Source organism: Actinocrinis sp. (genome assembly GCF_035938995.1).
Lineage (GTDB): Bacteria > Actinomycetota > Actinomycetes > Streptomycetales > Catenulisporaceae > DASZGI01.
The window spans coordinates 1-18,166 of record NZ_DASZGI010000370.1; the positions used below are offsets into that span (position 1 = coordinate 1).

Genomic DNA, 18,166 nt, shown 5'->3' on the forward strand with positions numbered 1-18,166 from the left:
GCGGCCTGCCCGCCGGCCTGTCGATCAACTCCGGCACCGGCCTGATCTCCGGCACCCCGACCACCGCGGGCACCTCCACCACCACCGTCACCGCGACCGACAGCACCGGCAAGTCGGGTTCGACGTCGTTCGGCTGGACCGTGAGCGGTTCGGGCACCGGAGGCGGCGGTTGTGCCGGCCTGCCGGCATGGAGCGCCACGACCTCGTACGTGCCGGGCAACCAGGTCTCGTACAACGGGCACAAGTACACCTCGACCTGGTACTCCACCGGCGCCGTCCCGAGCGATCCCGCCTCGTGGGCGGTCTGGCAGGACAACGGCGCCTGCTGACGTGGGCGGTGCGTAGCAGACCGCTCACCCCAGCCGGGCAGCCCTCCCACACGGCTGCCCGGCTGGACTCACAGTGCTCTCCACCGGATGTCCGCCCATTCGGCCGCGCGTCCTGCTTGAGCCGCGACGCTTCAGGGTAAAAGCAGAGTTTCAGACACTGGTGCTGGTGCGGGCGCTGGTGCAGCTTGGACGTGAGGGCGCGGTGATGCGTGGTGGCCGAGCCCGGAAGCGTAAGCAGCGGTAGGGGCGGCTGGGCGCGCCGCCTGCCGATCGCCCTGTTCGGCGGCCTGCTGCCGATCGAGCGGGCGCGGCTGAGCCCGGAGGCGATCGCCGGGATCACGCTGGCCGCGGTGGCCGTCCCCGAGGTGCTCGGCTACGCCAAGATCGCCGGGATGCCGCCGGTCACGGGTCTCTACACGATGTTCGTGCCCGTCCTGCTGTTCGCCGTGCTCGGCTCCTCGCGGCACCTGGTGGTCGGCGCCGACTCCGCGACCGCGGCCATCCTGGCCGCGGGCCTGTCCGGTATCGCCGTCGCCGGGTCGCCGCACTATGTGAAGCTCGCCGGGACCGCGGCCCTGCTCGCGGGCGTGCTCCTGGTCCTGGCGCGGGTCGTGCGGCTCGGCTTCCTGGCGAACTTCCTGTCCCGCACCGTCCTGCTCGGCTTCCTCACCGGCGTCGGTATCCAGGTCGCCCTCGGCCAGCTGCCCCAGATGCTCGGCGTGTCCGCGACGGGCAGCGGGACCGTGGTCAAGTTCGTCAACACGTTGCGCGCGCTCGGGCACGTCCAGGGCGCCTCCGCCTTGATCGCGCTCGCCGTCGTGGTGGTCGTTGTCGTCGTGCGGCGCCTTTCCCCCAAGGTGCCCGGCGCCCTGCTCGCGGTCGTCGCCGCCATCGTGGTGAGCGAGGCGGCGCACCTGTCGGCGCGCCGCGTGGCGGTCCTCGGATCGGTGCCGAGCGGTGTGCCGCACCTGACGGCGCCGTCGTTCGCCGTGCACGACCTGACCAAGCTCCTGTCGGTCTCGCTGTCGATGTTCGTGGTGATCCTCGCGCAGAGCGCGGCGACCTCGCGGGCGTACGCGGCCCGCTACGAGGAGAGCGTGGACGAGGACGCCGATCTCGTGGGGCTCGGGGCCGCGAACCTGTCGGCCGCGTTCACCGGGACGTTCGTCGTCAACGGCAGCCCGACCAAGACGCAGATCGCGGACGGCGCGGGCGGGCGCAGCCAGCTGGCCCAGGTGTGCACGGCGGTCGTGGTGCTGCTCGTCCTCCTCCTGCTCACCGGGCCGCTGGCCTACCTGCCGCTGCCGGCGCTCGCCGCCGTCGTGTTCATGATCGGTGTCGACCTCGTGGACGTCGCCGGCCTGCGCCGCGTCTACCGGGTCCGGCGCCTCGAATTCGCAGTGGCCTGCATCACCGCGGCGAGCGTCGTGTTCATCGGCGTGGAGCAGGGAATCGCGATCGCGGTCGTCGTCTCCGTCATCGACCATCTCCGGCACAGCTATGCGCCGCACAGCAGTCTGCTGGTGAAGTCCCCGGCCGGCCATTGGCTGTCCCTGCCACCCACGCGGGGCGGGCGGACGGTCGACGGGCTGATCGTCTACCGCTTCGGCAGCAGCCTGTACTTCGCCAACGCGTCGCGGCTCATCGCGGACATCCTCGAGCTGATCGGCGACGGGCCCCCGCCGGTGTGGCTGTGCCTGGACGCCGCCGCGATCGGCGACGTGGACTACACCGCGGCGGCCGTCATCACCCTGGTGTACAACCGGCTGAAGACCCAGGGCTCCCGGTTCGTGCTCTCCGGGCTCATCGACGACGTGCGCAGGCAACTCGACCGCTATGGGATCACCGAGAAGATCGGCTCGGATGCGTGCTTCGAGACCGCGGGCGAGGCGCTTGAAGCGTTCCTCGCTCTGCCCCGTCCCAATCCTGCACCCGGGGTGCCGTGAGATGCGCGGCGGCGGACAATGGTCCTTGGTACGAGGCTGATTACGGACAGTTGCTACTGGAGTTGTGCGGAGTGATGTGAATGAGCGAGGCCAAGGTGTTGTGGAAGGCTGAGCCGGAGGAGCACGACTACCCGGCGGCAGCGTCGTACCTCTCCATGATCGCGCCTGCGGACCAGGTCGATGACCTGGTCGAACGTCTGAAAGGCAGCGCGATCACGCATTTCAAGGCGAAGGACATGCTGCGTGCCGCCGGGCTGCGCCTGCTGCCGAAGGAGAACGCGCACGTGGCAGCGGACCTGAAGAAGATCGCCGGCCACGAGCACCTTTCACCGGTGCTGCTCGTGCGCGGCGACCTCCATCGCGGCCTCCCGCTGCACATCGCCGATGGCTACCACCGTGTGTGCGCGAGTTACTACGTCGACGAGAACACCGACATCCCGTGCCGCATCGTCGATGCGCGGGGCGGCTCGCCGGCGGGGTAATCGCAGAACTCTCAAATGAGTGGGGTTCGGCGCGGACGGTCAGCCGAAGCGGCCGTTGACGTAGTCGTAGGTGGCCTGGTCCTGGGGCGCGTTGAACATCGCCTCGGTGTCGCCGTACTCGACGATGCGGCCGGGGGAGCCGGCGCGGGCGAGGAAGAACGCGCAGCGGTCGGAGATGCGGGCCGCCTGCTGCATGTTGTGCGTGACGATCACGATGGTGACCTCGTCGGCCAGTTCCTTGATGGTCTCCTCGATCCGGTTGGTGGAGGTCGGGTCGAGGGCGGAGCAGGGCTCGTCCATGAGCAGCACCTCGGGCGCGACCGCGAGCGAGCGCGCTATACAGAGGCGCTGCTGCTGTCCACCGGACAGCGCGCCGCCCGGCTGCTTAAGCCGATCGCGCACCTCGGTCCACAGTCCGGCTCTGGTGAGGGAGTACTCGACGATCTCGTCCTGCTCGTCGCGGCTCTTGCGTACGCCGGTGAGCTTGAGGCCGGACGTCACGTTGTCGTAGATCGACATCGCCGGGAACGGGTTCGGCTTCTGGAACACCATGCCGATCCGCGCCCGCACCTCAGTCAGCCGCCGCCCGGATGCGTAGACGTCGTCACCGTCGAGCAGTACCTCGCCCGCCAGCGACGCGGACGGCACCAGCTCGTGCATCCGATTGAGTATTCGCAGGAACGTCGACTTCCCGCAGCCGGACGGGCCGATCAGGGCCGTGACGCGCCCGGCGGGCATCTCCAGCGAGACCCGGTCCAGCACCTTGTGGTCGCCGAACCACGCCGAGACGGCGCGCGCCTCGAGGGTGCGGGCGGTGGGCGTGTGCTCGTACTCGCCCTCGTCCTCGCCGCCCATCAACGTGGTCAGGTCGGTCTCGGTCATGCTCGTGTTCTCCGGATCCGTCAGTGCGGATGTAGCAGGGCTCAGATGAGGTTCGGGAGCAGACGCGCGAGCTGGTCGGCGAGGCTCAGGCCCAGGAACGCGAGCAGCGGCGCACCGAGCAGCCAGGCCTGAGGCCGGCCCCACCGCGCCCGCGCCCAGAACGCCCCGGCACTGGCGAGCAGCAGCGCCTGCGTCCACAGCACGATCTGCGGCCACGCGCCGGGATCCCCGGCGTTCGGGTTCTCGTTCGCGCCGATCTGGATGTCGTTCCCGCCCGGGTTCGGCTGGGGCGTCGAGATCAGCTCGGAGTCCACCCGCACCAGGTCGCCGGGCAGGAACGCGGTGCCGCTCGCGGTGATCAGGGTCAGCCGGCCGTCCTTCGCGGTGGGCGGGGCCGGATCGTGGTCGCCCGCGTGCCGCACGTCGAGCACCCGGTACCGTGCCTCCCCCTGCCCGGTGGTCACGAAGATCGTGTCGTCCTTTTGCAGCTGGCTGATGTAGTGGAAGGGGCCGCCGTAGGCCGCGTCCCGGCCCATGATCACGCTGGTCCCCAGCTGCCCCGGCATGACCGTGTCGCGCCGGTGGCCGGGACCGCGCTCGAGCACGCCCGCCGTCGTGCCCTCGTCGACGACCTCGTTCAGCCCGACGGCCGGGATGTCCAGCAGCGCGACCGGCGAGCCGAGCGTGAGCTGGTCGCCCAGGTAGTCGCGCGAGCCGACCGGCGCGATCGAGTTCGCCAGCTGGTAGCGCAGGTACGCGTAGTCGAGGGTCTGGTCGTGGCTCTGCTCGAACCGGCCGATCAGGCCGACCTCCGCGATGAAGGAGGTTGTGGCTACGGCGATCGTCATCAGGGCGATCCCGGTGATCCGGCTGACGAACGCGCGGTTCCACCGGGTCGGGCTGGTCGGCGGCAGCTCGGGCGCGTCGGCCGGGGTGTACTCGACGACGACGGTCACGGGCGCACCGGCTTCGCGCCCGCCTTGCTCGGCACGGGCGCGGTGACCTTCGGCTTCGGCCGGGGGGCGGTGGTCCTGGGACCGGCCGCACCGGGCTTGGGAGCGGTCTTGCGGGCGGCCGGGACCGGCGGCTTGGACGGCGGCATCTTCTTCGCGTCGCCGTTGCCGCCGCCCTTGCCCGACTGGCGACGGCGCCGCCAGAGCAGGTACGCACCGGCGCCGAGCAGCACCAGCAGGACGAAGAACGACCATGGCATCGCGATCATCGTCGAGGTCTGCGACACCGAGGAGATCTTCGGGTCCAGGTCGGTGCCGTACGCGGCGGGGCCGACGGTGATGTGCACGGTGCCGGTGAGCGAGGGCAGCACGCCGTCGATCCGGGTGGTGACCCGCATCGAGTCGCCGGGCAGCAGCTCCTTGATGCCGGCGATCCGCGGACTCTGCTTCGAGCCGCCGAACAGACTGCTGATGGTGACCGACTGGGTCCCGGTGAGCCGGACGTTCCCGGTGTTGTTCACGGTGTAGCCGACCGTCGTGTATCCGGCCGCGAACGGGTTCAACGAGTCGTGGAAGTCCACTGACACCGCGGTGATGGTGACCGCGCCGCGCAGCGGACCGGGCACCCGCAGCGCGATGCGCGAGCCGACCCGCGACTCGATCGCGACCTGGTTGCCCTTCGCGTCGTACGCCATGGTCGTCAGCGCGGCCATGATCCCGCCGGCGTGGTCGCCGACGCTCGCGTTCGGCGGGACCTTGAGGCTGAACGGCATGATCTCCGTGGTCTTGGCCGGGATCGTGAGGAACTGCTTCGGCAGCGTGATCCAGAGCCCGATGTCCCGGGGCTTGACCGTGGAGGGCAGTACCGAGAAGCCGCCGTCCTGTGTGTTGTACGCGTCCGTCGCGTAGATGTGCAGGGCCAGCGGCGCGCCGGTGTAGTTGGTGATCGCGACGTAGTCGACCTCTTCCGCGCCGGGCGTGGCCGAATAGGTGAAGCTGTCGCGGTTGTCAGGGCCCTTCGCGGTCGCGGGCTGGATGCCGAACGTCGCGTTGGCGGCGCTGGGAGCGGAGCCGGCCGCGCCGGAACCGGCAGTGCCGGTGCCGCCGTCCGCTGCAGCGGGGACGGTGAGGAAGGTGCTGCCTGCCATGGCCACTGCGGCCAGGCCGGCGAGGAGCGTGCGCATCCGGGCCATGGGAGGTCCCTTCGGGCGTGAGTCAGAATTGTGGACGTGGTAGCCGGGCAGTATCGGTGCCCGGCTACCACGCGTTCACCTACCGGTTAACCGGTGCCAGCTGGCTGGTCGGCTAGATGGCGGTGAGGGTGAGGGTGGAGGTGTACGTCCCCGGCGTGGTCGTCGTCGGGGCGTTCAGCGCCAGGGCGGCGCCGAGGTGAGCCGTGCCGAGTCCGGCGCCCGGGGCCGCGGTGGCCAGGGTCTGCGACTTGGCCAGGCCCGCCGTGCCGGTGTCCGACGCCGCGACGCCGGCCGCCGGGGCGACGGTCGCGCCGAGGGTGATCGTCTGGCCGGTGGACTCGTCCACCAGCTTCGGCGTCCACCCGAGGTTCTCGGCGTTGATCTGCGCGGTGCCGTTGGTGAAGGAGGTCGCCACGCCGGACAGGGTCCAGCCGGGGTTGCCGGCGCGGTTGTCCGTCACGGTGATCGTCTGCAGCGCGCCGGTCGTCGTGAACAGCGAGCCGTCGCTGTTCAGCAGCGGGGTCGGCAGCGCCACCTGATTGTTCGGGACGCTGATGACCAGCGAGCCCGGGGCCACCGTGGTGGTGATCGTCTCCGTCGCCGAGGAGCCGGTGAACGGGGTGATCTGGAACGGCACCGCGGCGGAGACCGAGGCGACGTACACGGTCGGGTCGGCCGGGGTGTAGTCGGCGGTGAAGCTGTGCGTGCCGACCGCCAGGGTGCTGATGCTCAGCGTGGCCGAACCGTTGGACAGCGGTACCGTGCCGAGCGAGGTGGAGCCGTCCAGGAACTGGACGCTGCCGGTCGCCGTGCTCGGCGAGACGGTCGCGGTCAGCGTGACCTGGCTGAACTGCTCGGCCGAGCTACCCGGCGACACCGCGAGCGCGGTGGTGGTCTGGGTCGCGGCGGCCGGGTTGACGACGTACGAGAGCGCCGCTGAGGCGGAGCTGCCGTAGGTCGCCGGGTTGGTCGGGGTGAACGCGGCCGTCAGCGAGTGCGTGCCGATGCCCAGCGCGCTGGTGCTCAGGATCGCGGTGCCGTTGGTCACGGCCGAGGTCCCCAGGACGGAGGTGCCGTCGGAGAAGGAGACCGAGCCCGCCGCCGCGGCCGGACCGACCGTGGCGGTGAGGGTGACCGTGCCGCCGACCGTCGTCGGGGACGTCGGGCTGGCGGTCAGGGTGGTGGTCGTCGGAGTGACCGCGGCGTTCGGGTTGGTCGCGGTCCACGTGGTCTCGCTGGTGAACCAGATGTCGGTGGAGAAGTCGAGGTCGTCGGTCGTGCCGAACAGCGGCACGCACTGCACGTCGATCGTGTACTGCGTCGGGTTGGTCGGGTCCAGCGCGCTGACCTGGTAGTTCTGGGCCAGGGTGCGCAGGCTGAAGGACAGCGGGATGACGTAGCCGCCGGTGGGCGACGCGCCGTACGCGCTGACCGGGCCCTTGTTCACGACGTAGGCGTTGGCCGGGAAGTTGCCGCCGGAGAACACCGCGAGCAGGTCGGGGTCGGCCGCCGGGCACGGGGCCGAGGTCGAGACGCTGAACGCGGTGGTGTCGGTGCCGGTCGGCTGCGAGACGGTCAGCGTGCCGCCGCTCGCGGCCGAGGCGGCCGTCGATGTCAGCACGCTCACCGTGCCGGCCGCGACGAGGGTCGCCAGACCCACCGCGGCCGTGCGGAAGAGCCGGTGTGCAAACAAGTTCGTCTACCTCTCAGGATCCTTAAGGAAGTCGGCGGCGGGTCACTGGGTCTGGGTCGTGGTGCTGCCGCAGTTCGGGTCGGGGTTGAACCCGTACTGCTGGATCGTCGCCGCGTTGCTGCAGATCAGCGACGTCGAGCCGACGAAGACCGTGCTCCACGGGGCCACCGTCTGGTCGGCCGTCGGGATCACGTTGTAGACCTCGCGGGTCACCTGGAAGCCGGTGTTGATCTGCTGCGAGGTGATGCCGTTGATCACGCCGAGCACCGCGTTGCCGCGGACGTCGGAGATGGTCTGCGACTCCTCGGCGTCGTAGGACGCGATCGAGAACGGGACGAGGGTGTTGCTGCTGAGCACCCGGCCGTCCTGCTCCTCGATCAGCTGTCCGCCGGACATGTCCGAGATGCACGGCAGCGCGCCCGTGGTGACCTGGGTGTCGGTGATGCCCATCTCGGTCTCCCAGAAGGAGCGGGTGCCCGAGCCGGGCTGCGGGAGCAGCGGGACGATGCTGTAGTTCGGTCCGGTGCCGACGAAGGCCGGGTTGCACTGGTAGATCGACTGCAGCTGGGCCAGGGTCAGCGACCGCGGCACCACGCTGTTGTTGGTGATCGCGTAGGTGACCGCGTCCACCGCGAACGGGACGTAGGTGAGCTTCGGTCCGCCGGTGGCGGCCGTGTTCACGCTGGAGGAGCGGGAGTACTGCAGGCAGCCGTCGCCCGCGCCGCTGTTCGCCTCGAGCGAGGCGAGCAGGGCCGCGCGGCCCGCGCCGGAACCGTTGGGCCGGTTGATGGTGCAGGCGGTCGACGACTGGGTCTGGATCGTCGCCGAGCCGGTCGCGTCGTACGAACCGAGCACCTTGGTGCCGTTGACGGTGATCAGGTTGGACAGCGCGTTCATGACCGGGGTGGTGGTGTCCGAACCCACACCCGCCAGCTGCCGGAACGTCGGCGTGCCGGTCGGGTCGGCCTGGGCTGCGGAAGCCCCCAGGATCGAGCCGGCGAGTCCGAGGACGCCCGCGACGGCGAGGATTTTCGCCCTTCTGTTCACTCTTTTTCCTCTTCCTTTCGAGGAGGAACGCCCCGGGGCGGAGTTGTCCCGGGGACATCTGGGGTTTCAGTGCCCTGTTTTGCGCGCGAGCCGCCGGGCGTAGATCAGCAGTCCCCGTCCGGCGCAGAGGCAGACCGCGGCCGCGATCAGGCAGCCGAACAGCACGTAGCGGACGGCGCCGAGCGGGGCGGGCGCGGTCACCGCGGTGGACTGCGTGGAGGAGGACAGCTTCGCGTACAGAACCTTGCCGGGATTGGCGGGCGGCAGCGGTATCACGGCGGTGGTGAGGCCGGGAGCGGTGGCCGGGGAGAGTCCACCGGTCAGGTCGGTCAGCGGGTTGATTCCGCCTAGCGGCGGGAGTATCCCGCCCGGGCCGGTCGACGAGGGCGTGCCGGTGTACGTGCCGACCGCCACCTCGTGCAGGATCGTCGCCGCGGCCCGGGTCTGCGCGACCAGTCCGGGCACCAGCGGGGCGTAGCCGAGCGCGAGGTCGCCGGGCGCGAGGCCGGAGACCTGGCCGGGCCCGGCGACGTAGTCGAGCAGGTTCGCGTACTGATCCGCCTGGACGGGGGTCAGCTCGGTCGGCACGGTCGCCGCGTAGGTGACGGTGGTCAGCGGGTAGGCGCGCGGGTCGATCGTGTTGGGGTTCGGGATCAGCACGGACGGCGCGGCGGCGCTGGGGACGGCGTCGGTCAGCGCGGCGTCCATCGAGTCCGTGGCCACGCCCATGCAGTCCTGGTCGAGGTTGCCGTCCGGTCCCGGTTGCCCGGCCTTGTCGTTGCACAGGCGAGCGGTCGGCAGGTCGTACTTGGCGGCGGTCGCAGCGTCGGCGAGGGCGAGGATCCCGATGTCGCCGTCGGACTCGGCGGGGGTGGACACCCAGCCCCAGACCTGGCCGCTCTGCCCCCAGGTGACGTGGAGGAGCTGGCTTCCCTGGGTCGCGGCGAGCGCCGCCTGGTGCAGGCTCGTCGAGTAGGGGTGCAGCGCGATGCCGCACAGCGGGGTCTGCGTGCCTTCACCCGCCGGTACGGCGGTGGGCTCCTGGCAGTACGGGTCGGTGGTCGGGAAGTCCTCGATCGGCAGCTGCGTCTTGAGGTAATTGGGATTGACGGTCATGCCTTTGTAGGCCGGATTGCCGCCGGGATCCCGGGGGTCGTTGTCGGGGTCGCCGTCGAGGAACGCGCGGGCGGCGGGATCGTTGTCGATCCAGGTCCACAGCTCGGCGTAGGCGTCGGCGTTGCCGAACGGGACGATGACGTCAGGGATCGCGTGCGCCGCGTAGTCGAGGCCGGTGAACTGCGGATTGAGCGCGAGGAACTCGGGATCGGCGGTCAGATCGAGCGGGTTCAGCGGGGGCACGTCGGTGGGTCCTACGGTGCCGACACCCGCTTTATACGACTGGGTGAGCAGCTTCGCGACCAGCCGGGCGTTGAGGTTGAGCCGGGTGATCTGCACGCCGTTCTGGTTCGCGGCGTCGCCGGCCCCGCCCTGGCTCTGGATGTAGAACGAGATCGTCAGGGCATTGACGGCGACGGGGGCGTACAGGGCGCCGGGCTGCGCCGGCGGCGGATCGGAGAGCAGGGCGAGGCCGGGGCTGCCCGAGGTCAGCTGGCTGCGTGACTCGTCGTCGCCGATCTGCGAGTAGCTGTACGGGCTGGCGGCGTTCTGCTGGCAAAGGCCGGGCTGCCAGCGGGACATCGCCTCGGCCGCCTGCTCGTCGCCGACCACCTGGACCTCGAGCGCCCCGATCGTGCACAGCGAGGTGACCGGCTGGAAGCTGAGCGGGAACGCGATGCGGTTCGCCCAGTTGGTCGCGGACAGCGGCGAGGAGTCGTCGGCGGTGGCGACCGTGGTGCCGATGCGCACGCTGCCGTCGACCTCGACGTGGCCGCGCGGGACCACGACCAGCCAGCAGGGCTCGACGACGGATCCGCCGGAGGGGGCGGTCACCGCCTTGCCGCAGCCGAGTCCTGGGGCCTCGCGGTCGGTGTCGATCTGGAAGAACTCGTGCCCGGTGCCGTCCGCGTCGGTGCGGGCGTAGTCGACCTCGTTCGTGTCGGACTGGTCGAAGTAGTTCGCGCTGCCGGAGACGTCCGGGGCGAGCGGCGGCCGGGTGTACGGCGCGGTCGGCACCGTATCGGGGGCGGCGGAGAACGGCATGAAGAGGTTCGCTCCGGCGTAGCCGGCTGGCACATCGGTCTCGGCGGGGTCGACCAGCCCGGGGTAGGTCAGCTGCCTGGTGTTCGCCCAGGTGCCGCCGAGCTGGGCGGTGGTGCGCACCGGGCCGAACTCGCACTGGGACGGGTCGGGGCCGGTCGCCGGGTCGTCGCCCCAGCACTCCATGATCTGCAGGTAGTCGGTGTAGAAGACCCCTGAGGACGGAACGGTGGGCACGCCGCCGGTCCAGCTGACGCTGACGTCCTGGTTGATCAGGTTCTGCGTCTGGCTGACGGTCACCTTCAGGCTGCTGAAGGGGCCGGTGCCGCTGAGGGTCGCGGGCGAGTCGGGCACGCCGGTGGAGGAGGCGACGGCGGGATGCGGGGCGGTCCCGAGCAGCCCGGCGACCGCCGCGAGGGCGGCCACGCCTGAGGACAGCCTCCTGACGAGGGGCGCGGTCACCGTGCGCGCCTCTTGTTCAACCGGGCCAGCGCGACCGGTCCGAAGACCGCGCCGAGCAGGAAGAGCACCGCGGCGACGGTCAGGATCAGGCCGACCGGGCTGGTCGGCGTCGCGCCGACGATGACCTGTCCGGCCACGACGTTCGGGTTGTAGGACGAGTTCGCGCCGCCGCCCCCGGCGCCCTGCCCGGTGTCCGGGTTGACGGCGCCGGTCCCCTGGCTGGCGTTCGCGGAGGCCGGGCCGGATGCGCCCGCCGACGCCGAACCCGAGGCGCCGACGCCCGCGCCGCCCGCGCCGGATCCCCCGGATCCGCCCGCGCCTCCCGGCCCGCCCGCCGGGAGCGCGGTCACGCCGTCCGCGGCGCACTGCGTCGGCCCGGCTTTGTCGCACGCGTGCGGGTATGGCGCGGTGGCCACGAGTGTGTTGGTGCCGTTCTGGGAGAACGTCGGGTTCTTGCAGCCCGCGACGTTGATGTTCTGCGCCTGCGCGCCCGGGATCCGCAGGATCTGCTGGAATCCGGCCTTCACCAGGTTGATCGGCAGCGGCGAGTAGCCGAGCCCGTCCATCGGATACTGCCCTTGGCACAGCAGGTAGTAGGCGAACGCGCCGAGCGTGTTCCCCTTCGAGGTGTTGAACGGGCTGGCCGTGCTGGTCGGGATGACCATGTAGCTGTAGCTCGACAGCGGGTAGGTGCGCGGATCAGGGTCCGTGTAGACGCTGCTCAGGTCCTGGGTCAGGTAGACCGCCGGGTTCGAGGAGTCCTGGTTGATCTTCGCCTGGACCAGTGCGACGGCGACGTTCTGGGCGGTCGGCAGGTTGTAGTAGCCGGCGGCGTTGAGCAGCCGGACCACGGGAAAGCCGGACTGGCGCGCGTACGAGTACTCGGTGTAAGTGATCGAACCCTCAGAGGTCGACTGTGCGACGTAGCCGGTGACTCCGGAGTCGAGTGACTGGCCGATGAAGTCGGACCCGGGGATGACCGGGAAGATCGACGTGCTGCCGCAGGGGTTGGAGACCCGGCCGGCCTTTGCGCAGTAGGGGTTCCAGATGTTCGAGTACAGCTGCGCCATCCACATGGTCAGCTGCGCCGTCGAGCCGGAGCCGTCGGTGCGCACCACCGGGATGATCTGCCGGCTCGGCATGGTCAGGCCCGGGTTCTCCGCCTTGATGGCCGGGTCGTCCCACTGGGTGATGTTCCCGGTGAAGATCTTCGTGATGAGGTCGCCGGACAGTCGCAGGTTGGTCACCCGGCGCCCGCCGATGTCGAGGTGGTACATGAAGGCGGTGCCGCCCGCGACGACCGGCATGTAGGCGAAGCCGCGCGACGGCGGCGGGTCGACGATCCCGTCGTCCGACTCGCCGTAGGGGATGTCCGAGGCGGCGAAGTCGACGGTGCCGGCCTTGAACTGGTTGCGGCCGTCGGAGGAGCCGGTGCCGGCGTAGTTGACCTCCATGCCGTACTGCGAGACGTCGCCCGTCCACTGGTTGATGGCGTTCTCGGCCCAGGTCGAACCGGCCCCGTTGACCGGGACGTACGAGGCCGCGGCGGCCGGGCCGGGCGAGGCGAGCACAGCGGTCAGCGCTGTGGCCGTCGCGATGATCAGGACTTTCATACGGTTCATGCGTCGTGCTCCGTGGTGTCGGGCTCGTCGTATTCGCCTGGGTTGAACGCGTCTCGGTCGAACGCGCCCGGGTCGGACGGATCTGGGGCGAGCGCGTCCGGCACGTGATCCGCGGGGGCGAAGCGCCCGGCGATGCGGGCCGAAGCCAGTGCCCGTGCGCGCCGCTGCCGCGCGCTGAGCTGTCCCGGACCGCGTCCGCCGACCGCCCGCGCGGCCAGGAAGAGGATCAGGACCAGGGACATCAGCAGCGCCGCGGCGCCGTATCCGCGGGCGATGTAGTTCGGCTGGCCGGAGGTGACCAGCTTGAAGGTCGCCAGCGGCAGCGACGTCTGCGGTCCGGAGAGCGGATCGGCGTTCAGGTACTGCGAATAACCGGCGGTCAGCAGCACCGGGGAGGTCTCGCCGATGCCGCGCGCCGCGCCGAGGATCACCGCCGTGGCCAGCCCGGACCGGGCGGTGGGCAGGGTGACCAGCAGCGCGGTGCGCCACCGTCCGGCGCCGAGCGCGTACGAGGCCTCCTTCAGTCCGGCCGGGACCAGGCGCAGCACGACATCGGAGGCGCGGATGATGATCGGCAGGGTCATCACGCTGAGCGCGAGCCCGGCGGCGAGGCCCGACTTCGGCAGTCCGAACTGGAGGATCGCCAGCGCGAAGATGAACAGGCCCGCGACGATCGACGGCAGCGCGGTCGCCGCGGCCGCGACCGCGCGCACCAGGTTCGCCAGCCGGCCCGGGATCTCGTTCATGAAGAGCGCGCAGGTGATGCCGAGCGGGACGGTGATCGCGAGGGTGATCGTGATCTGCTCGAGGGTGCCGACCAGGGCGTGCAGCAGCCCGCCGACGCCGATCGGGGCGAGCGGCCCGGCCAGCCGCAGGTCCTGGGTGTAGAAGTTCGCGTGGAAGAGCGACGTGCGGCCGTTGAACCACGGGAAGACGATGACGAAGGCCATCACCCCGAAGACCAGCACCGCGATCGACCGCACCACCAGCCCGACGATCCGGTCGCGTACCGTCGGCGCGTCCTCCTCGAGCGCGACCACGATGCCGTAGAGCAGGACGAAGAACCCGAAACTGATCAGGACGAAGCCGATGTTCCCGTTGAACGGCGCGATCCAGTGGGTGAGCAGCAGGGTCAGGCTGACGCCGCCGAGCCCCGCGCCGAGCAGCGCGAAGAAGCCCTCCCTGCGCAGCGGGTCGGTCAGCCGCCTGGTCTCCGGCCGGCGCTGCACCGGGGTGGGCCCGGGTTCGGACTCTGGCGGCGGCTCGAGCGCGGGCGGGGCTTCCGGCGGGGCCGTCTGCATCTCAACCACTTTCCTGTCCGGACCGGCTGCGGGCGATGATCGCCGACGCCGCCAGGTTGACCACCAGGGTGAGCAGGAACAGCGTCAGGCCGGCCGCCATCAGCGCGGACAGCTCGAAGGGGGTGGCCGTGCCGTAGTGCGAGGCGATCAGGGCGGCCACCGAGCTGCCGCCGGCCTGGAGCAGGTGCGGCTGGATCTGGAAGACCAGGGAGATGATCATGAAGACGGCGATGGTCTCGCCGAGGGCCCGGCCGAGCCCGAGCATGGTGCCGCCGATCATGCCGCCGCGTCCGAACGGCAGCACGACCATCCGGATCACGCCCCACTTGGTCGCGCCGAGGGCGTAGGCCCCCTCGCGTTCGCCGAGCGGAGCCTGGGAGAAGGACTCGCGCATCATCGCGCACACGATCGGGGTGATCATCAGGGCCACGACCATCCCGACGATGAAAGTCGAGGCCGTATAGACGGTCGCCGGGGCGAGCGGGTCGTCCGGGCGCGCGCCGTCGACCTTGAAGATCGGGATCCAGTCGAGGTACGTGGCCATCCAGCGGGCGATGTGGCCGGCCCGCGGCTCGAGGAAGAGGAAGCCCCAGAGCCCGTACACGACGCTCGGGATCGCGGCCATCAGGTCGACCGCGCTGGTCAGCGCACGCTTGGCGCGGGCCGGCGCGTACTCCGAGATGTACAGCGCCGTCCCGAAGGCCAACGGCACCGCCATGACGATCGCGGTGAGGCCGATCAGGACCGTGCCGGTCAGGATCCCGGCCACGCCGAAGCGGGTCTGGCTACCGGTTCCGGCGCCGGGCTGCCACTGCTGGGTGGTCAGGAAGCTCCAGCCGGCGACGTGCAGCGCCTGCCAGGCCCGCACGGTGAGGAAGAGCCCGATGACGCCGATGATCACCAGGACGGACAGGCCGCTGCCGGTGAGCCCGGCCATGAAGGCGCGGTCGCCGCCCACCGCGCGCTCGCGCAGGGCGCGGCGTGGTTCGGGCACGTCGGCCGGCTCGGGAGCCACGACGTATGTGGTCGGGCCGCTCGCGGCCGCTTCGGACATCTCAGCGCCGTCCGCCCGCGGACAGCGCGGTGGCCACGACGGCTTCTGGCACCGCGCCGATGAAGTGCGCGAGGCTGTACGTGCACTCGCGGTGGCGCAGGTAGGTGCGGCAGGACACGGCCACCGCGCGGCCGCCGAGGTCCAGCCGCCAGCTCCAGGCGCCGGTGTGGCCCGAGTCCGAGGTGATGCCCGGGGTCGCGCCCGCGATCCGGGCGACCAGGTCGCGCACCGCGGCCTGGCAGCCCTCGAGGTCGGAGAACTGGCCCGGCCCCCGCCCGAGCTCGCGGTTGTTCGCGCCGAGCAGCCGCCAGCACACCGGCCCCGCGCTGCGCTCATTTATATCAAAAGGCTTATATTCGAACAGGAAACGTGGCCGCGCCATGGTGCCCGCCCCTCCCCGCCCGCGTCGGCCACCACACAGCCCGCGGGGCGAGTCCTCGACCATTCGACCGGGCGCGGTCCGAAGGCCCACGTCAACCTCGTGCGCACCCGTTGATGAGTGGAACGGTGTCGCGGCCCGGCGACATGGCTCGCACACACTAATGAACGCCAGACACGGGCGCGGTGAATGCACGACTTCGGCTTGCGCATCACCAGCGGCTTCGAATTCGGCACCCGTCGGTGAGGCGAGGTCTCCGGCGGTGACGGTCGTCTTGGCCGGTGATTCACGCGCCGGAGACCTTGTTCGTTCATACATTCGTGTGCTGCGGCACGGCGTGGCGATCAAGCCGGCCGCTGTCACTGCTCGATGTGCTCTAGGCGGCTACTTGGGGGAATGCGGCGGGGCTGCGGTGGCCGGTCTGATCGATCGCCCGGATGCCGAACTGTACGTTGTCCTTTGCGATGTCGAGGGCGACCGTGGTGACATTGCCGACGTCGATCGCGGCGGTCCAGTCGGCTGAGGTGGTCTCCCTGGTGACGACCTCGTATCCGGCCAGGTCTGTCGCGGGGTTGGCGGTCCAGCTGAGCGTGGTGACGTTGGTGCCCGCGAGCGTGCCGGGCGGGGTCGTGTGGATCTGCACGCCTTTCGGGGTGCCCGGCGCGGTGGCCAGCGACCACAGCGCCGCCGCGTTCACCTTCGCCACCCGGGCCGCGTAGTCGAAGTCGACGAACTCGATCAGGTCGCCGAACTGTACGCCGTTCACGACCTGGGTGTTCTGGTGTTCGTGGTCGAAGTTCTCGCGCGGCTCGGTGAACCTGGCCGCCGGGTAGCCCTGCTGCTGGAACGAGATGTGGTCGCTGCCGCGCAGGTAACGGTCGCGGCGCCAGATCACCCGGATGTCGATCTCGGTCAGGTCGAACGGCGCCGACTCCACCACGAACCGGGCCAGCTGGTGGGTCGCGCCGTCGTTCTCGCCGCCGACGGACTGCATGAGCGAGATCTGGCCGGGCGTGGCCGCGGTCGGGATGCCCTCGACGAAGAGCCGCAGGCTGTGCGGGTCCGGCCGGGTGCCGTCCCAGCCCTGGCTCGCCCCGACTATGTCGTTGCTGAACATGCCCTGCACGTCGTTCCCGGCGGCGCTCATCTGCTGGGCCATGAACGCCGAGCCGTAGAGCCCTTGCTCCTCGCCGGCCACGGTGGCGAACACCACGGTGCCAGGGAACTGATGGCCGGCGAACAGCCAGGCGAGCTCGAGCACCACGGCCACGCCCGAGCCGTCGTCGTCGGCGCCGGGGGCGTCGCTGGTGAAGTCCAGCACGTCGGTCACCCGGGAGTCCAGGTGCCCGGTGACGACGTAGAAACGCTCGGGGGTGGCAGTACCCTTCAACGTGGCGATGCAGTTGGTGATCGTGGTGGGAACCGGGATCCGCGACGACACCGGCTGGACGAAGGTCTGCCGCTGCACGGTCATCGCACCGTTCGAGGTGGCCGCGATCGCCTGCATCTGCCCAATCACCCAGTCGGTGGCCGCGCCGATACCGCGAACCGGGTCGGTCTGGCTGGACGCGGTGTGCCGGGTGCCGAACTGGATGAGCCGCTCCACCGTGGCCTGCATCCGGTCCGGATCGATCTGGCGGATCAGGTCACGTAGTGCCTCGTCCGGTTCCCGACGCGGCAACGACGTCGGGCCGGCACTCGCGGCCTGCGCCGCCGCGACCGAGACCAGGGGCGCCCCGACAGCAGTAGCAGCCGAGGCGGACAAGAACGCGCGGCGGGTGGGCCCGCTGCGCAATGGGCTGATTCTCCCTTCCATTCCAGCATCACTCACCCGCTCGGCCGATTTGTCAACCGGTCCGAGCCGGACACGTCGATGGCAAATCGGCGGAGCGGGGCGTCAATGGGGATGGAACTGCAAGGGGCAAGATATGTGGCTCGGTTGTGGCGGGGGAGTCGTCGGTGCGGCCCTGATATCCACGGACGGGTGGCGAGCGGCAGCGGGTACACGTATGAGCAGGTCAGCGTACCGTATTGGGCTACGGCGATTCCGCGACTCGCGGGCCGAAGGTCCAGGCAACCACGTACTCCCGCGTTGGGAGGTCGTCGGGGTTCTTCATCGTGCAGTGCTGGACGTCGTAGCGCTGGCGTCCGCCCTCGACGAGCGCGTGGTCGCGGGTCACCTCCAGCACTTCGAATCGCGCGAGATTTCCACTGCCGGTGCCGTGCGCTTTCGCGGCGGCAGCTTTCGCCGCCTGGATGACCGCGAACCAGTAGGTCCGATCCGACGCTCCGAGCGCATGCAGTTTTGCTTGTTCGGCTTCTGATATCGCGAGTGCGACCCTGCCGTCGTCCGGTTCGGTCATCTCGGCGATGTCGATGCCCGCGCCTGGTCCGTCCGGCTGCGCAGGGTCCGCCCGCCGCCGCGCGATGGCGACGGTGGCCTCGCCCTGGTGCGCGATCGACACGCTGAAATCGCCGAAGCCTCGACCGCGCACGTCCGTTGCGAGCGGTCGTCCGTTCGTGGGCAGATCGATGCGCAGCTCGGTGGGATACACCTCCGCGGTTCCCTCGTCCCACAACGCGGTGCGCACCGCGTCCTTGGCGGCCAGCCGGTCCGCCAGCCACCGGCCACGGTCGGTGGGCGATGTGCGTTCGTACTCGGCATA

At 70.5% G+C, this 18,166-nt stretch carries 15 protein-coding genes; 3 read left to right on the forward strand and 12 right to left on the reverse strand.

Annotation, left to right across the window (positions count from 1 at the left end):
* The 3 genes from VGZ32_RS25600 to VGZ32_RS25610 all read left to right on the forward strand — a co-directional run.
* Positions 1 to 329, forward strand: a 329-nt coding sequence (locus VGZ32_RS25600; protein ID WP_326888757.1) for a putative Ig domain-containing protein, incomplete at its 5' end; no start/stop codon positions are given.
* 212 nt (positions 330 to 541) lie between these two features.
* Complete coding sequence (locus VGZ32_RS25605) at positions 542 to 2,275, forward strand: SulP family inorganic anion transporter (RefSeq protein WP_326888758.1); 1,734 nt, start codon at positions 542 to 544, stop codon at positions 2,273 to 2,275.
* An 80-nt stretch (positions 2,276 to 2,355) separates the two neighbouring features.
* Positions 2,356 to 2,757, forward strand: a complete 402-nt coding sequence (locus VGZ32_RS25610) for a hypothetical protein (protein ID WP_326888759.1) — start codon at positions 2,356 to 2,358, stop codon at positions 2,755 to 2,757.
* 39 nt (positions 2,758 to 2,796) lie between these two features.
* On the opposite strand, the gene pstB is transcribed toward VGZ32_RS25610, so the two are convergent.
* From pstB to VGZ32_RS25670, 12 genes are all read right to left on the reverse strand, one after another.
* Positions 2,797 to 3,612, reverse strand: coding sequence for a phosphate ABC transporter ATP-binding protein PstB (gene pstB, locus VGZ32_RS25615; protein ID WP_326888772.1), 816 nt, complete (start codon positions 3,610 to 3,612; stop codon positions 2,797 to 2,799).
* A 68-nt stretch (positions 3,613 to 3,680) separates the two neighbouring features.
* Positions 3,681 to 4,595, reverse strand: coding sequence for a sortase (locus VGZ32_RS25620; protein ID WP_326888760.1), 915 nt, complete (start codon positions 4,593 to 4,595; stop codon positions 3,681 to 3,683).
* On the reverse strand, positions 4,592 to 5,776 hold the full coding sequence (locus tag VGZ32_RS25625) for a WxL protein peptidoglycan domain-containing protein (protein WP_326888761.1): 1,185 nt from the start codon (positions 5,774 to 5,776) through the stop codon (positions 4,592 to 4,594). Before VGZ32_RS25625 ends, VGZ32_RS25620 begins: the two co-directional genes overlap by 4 nt.
* 121 nt (positions 5,777 to 5,897) lie before the next feature.
* Positions 5,898 to 7,445, reverse strand: a complete 1,548-nt coding sequence (locus VGZ32_RS25630) for an Ig-like domain-containing protein (protein WP_326888762.1) — start codon at positions 7,443 to 7,445, stop codon at positions 5,898 to 5,900.
* 75 nt (positions 7,446 to 7,520) lie between these two features.
* Positions 7,521 to 8,525 (reverse strand): hypothetical protein, encoded by a 1,005-nt coding sequence (locus VGZ32_RS25635; protein ID WP_326888763.1) that lies wholly within the window; start codon positions 8,523 to 8,525, stop codon positions 7,521 to 7,523.
* A gap of 66 nt (positions 8,526 to 8,591) precedes the next feature.
* Positions 8,592 to 11,144, reverse strand: a complete 2,553-nt coding sequence (locus VGZ32_RS25640; RefSeq protein WP_326888765.1) for a hypothetical protein — start codon at positions 11,142 to 11,144, stop codon at positions 8,592 to 8,594.
* A complete protein-coding gene (locus tag VGZ32_RS25645; RefSeq protein ID WP_326888766.1) occupies positions 11,141 to 12,766 on the reverse strand; it encodes a substrate-binding domain-containing protein in 1,626 nt (541 codons plus the stop codon). The genes VGZ32_RS25640 and VGZ32_RS25645 overlap by 4 nt, the downstream gene beginning before the upstream one ends.
* Entirely contained in the window at positions 12,763 to 14,067 is a 1,305-nt protein-coding gene (locus VGZ32_RS25650) for a PstA family ABC transporter permease (protein WP_326888767.1), read from the reverse strand. The genes VGZ32_RS25645 and VGZ32_RS25650 overlap by 4 nt, the downstream gene beginning before the upstream one ends.
* Position 14,068: 1 nt before the next feature.
* Complete coding sequence (gene pstC, locus VGZ32_RS25655) at positions 14,069 to 15,121, reverse strand: phosphate ABC transporter permease subunit PstC (RefSeq protein WP_326888768.1); 1,053 nt, start codon at positions 15,119 to 15,121, stop codon at positions 14,069 to 14,071.
* Between the two features lies 1 nt (position 15,122).
* The gene (locus VGZ32_RS25660; protein WP_326888769.1) at positions 15,123 to 15,503 is read right to left on the reverse strand and encodes a hypothetical protein; all 381 of its coding nucleotides are present in this window, start codon (positions 15,501 to 15,503) and stop codon (positions 15,123 to 15,125) included.
* Between the two features lie 373 nt (positions 15,504 to 15,876).
* The gene (locus VGZ32_RS25665) at positions 15,877 to 17,316 is read right to left on the reverse strand and encodes a M20/M25/M40 family metallo-hydrolase (RefSeq protein ID WP_349263748.1); all 1,440 of its coding nucleotides are present in this window, start codon (positions 17,314 to 17,316) and stop codon (positions 15,877 to 15,879) included.
* Positions 17,317 to 17,536: 220 nt separating this feature from the next.
* Positions 17,537 to 18,166 (reverse strand): 4'-phosphopantetheinyl transferase superfamily protein (locus tag VGZ32_RS25670; RefSeq protein WP_326888771.1); only part of this gene is annotated, 630 nt, incomplete at its 5' end.

What these genes read in the sequence shown, in the direction of transcription:
- VGZ32_RS25650 (WP_326888767.1), bottom strand. Translation starts at nt 14,067, where the DNA reads ATGCAGACGGCCCCGCCGGAAGCCCCGCCCGCGCTCGAGCCGCCGCCA.
- pstB (WP_326888772.1), bottom strand. Translation starts at nt 3,612, where the DNA reads ATGGGCGGCGAGGACGAGGGCGAGTACGAGCACACGCCCACCGCCCGC.
- pstC (WP_326888768.1), bottom strand. Translation starts at nt 15,121, where the DNA reads ATGTCCGAAGCGGCCGCGAGCGGCCCGACCACATACGTCGTGGCTCCC.
- VGZ32_RS25610 (WP_326888759.1), top strand. Translation starts at nt 2,356, where the DNA reads ATGAGCGAGGCCAAGGTGTTGTGGAAGGCTGAGCCGGAGGAGCACGAC.
- VGZ32_RS25665 (WP_349263748.1), bottom strand. Translation starts at nt 17,316, where the DNA reads ATGGAAGGGAGAATCAGCCCATTGCGCAGCGGGCCCACCCGCCGCGCG.
- VGZ32_RS25645 (WP_326888766.1), bottom strand. Translation starts at nt 12,766, where the DNA reads ATGAACCGTATGAAAGTCCTGATCATCGCGACGGCCACAGCGCTGACC.
- VGZ32_RS25625 (WP_326888761.1), bottom strand. Translation starts at nt 5,776, where the DNA reads ATGCGCACGCTCCTCGCCGGCCTGGCCGCAGTGGCCATGGCAGGCAGC.
- VGZ32_RS25660 (WP_326888769.1), bottom strand. Translation starts at nt 15,503, where the DNA reads ATGGCGCGGCCACGTTTCCTGTTCGAATATAAGCCTTTTGATATAAAT.